We start from the raw sequence: 510 nt of genomic DNA, 5'->3' as shown, positions 1-510 counted from the left end.
ACCCTATTGCTGGACTCCCGCAATTGATGCAACTTGCACCTATTCCTTACCTCCACACCAAAGTGCGAACTTTTGATTTTGGTCTCAATACTCTTCATCACCAATCAAAGAATCAAATTGATCCTTTAATTTTCTGTCACTGAAGAGGTTTCCTTTTCTTCTGTTTTGTTTCCCTTTTCTGGTGCCTCAAAGGTGATTTCTGTTGTGTATCCGTTTTGTTTTTCATAGCTGTGGGTAACGGTTGCGGCTTTCCATAGTCCATTAATTTGCCCACGGAACCCTTGAAGGATGAGCGGTTGACCCGCCATGATTTCAGGGCGTCCCGCAAGAGTTAAGGAACCACTGCCCACAGCACGGCATAAGCGATCCGACTCGGAAGCAGCAGCAGTCTGTGCTTCTTCTTGACATGGATAACAACTGCGCAGACGGCGTACGGGACCGCTAAACCCCGTTTGATGCTTGACTTGGCACTGTTGCCCTGTTGAGCGATCAAAATAAGAAGCTTCAATG

At 46.9% G+C, this 510-nt stretch carries 1 pseudogene; it reads right to left on the bottom strand.

The window, feature by feature from the left end:
• Positions 1-125 precede the first annotated feature (125 nt).
• A pseudogene (locus B5V81_RS08645) lies at positions 126-510 on the bottom strand (late control protein); the annotation flags it as partial.

The sequence above is a fragment of the Bartonella queenslandensis genome (genome assembly GCF_018155095.1).
Taxonomy (GTDB): domain Bacteria; phylum Pseudomonadota; class Alphaproteobacteria; order Rhizobiales; family Rhizobiaceae; genus Bartonella; species Bartonella queenslandensis_B.
Note: the sequence above shows the minus strand (reverse complement) of the source record. Positions and strands in the feature narration are given on the sequence as shown.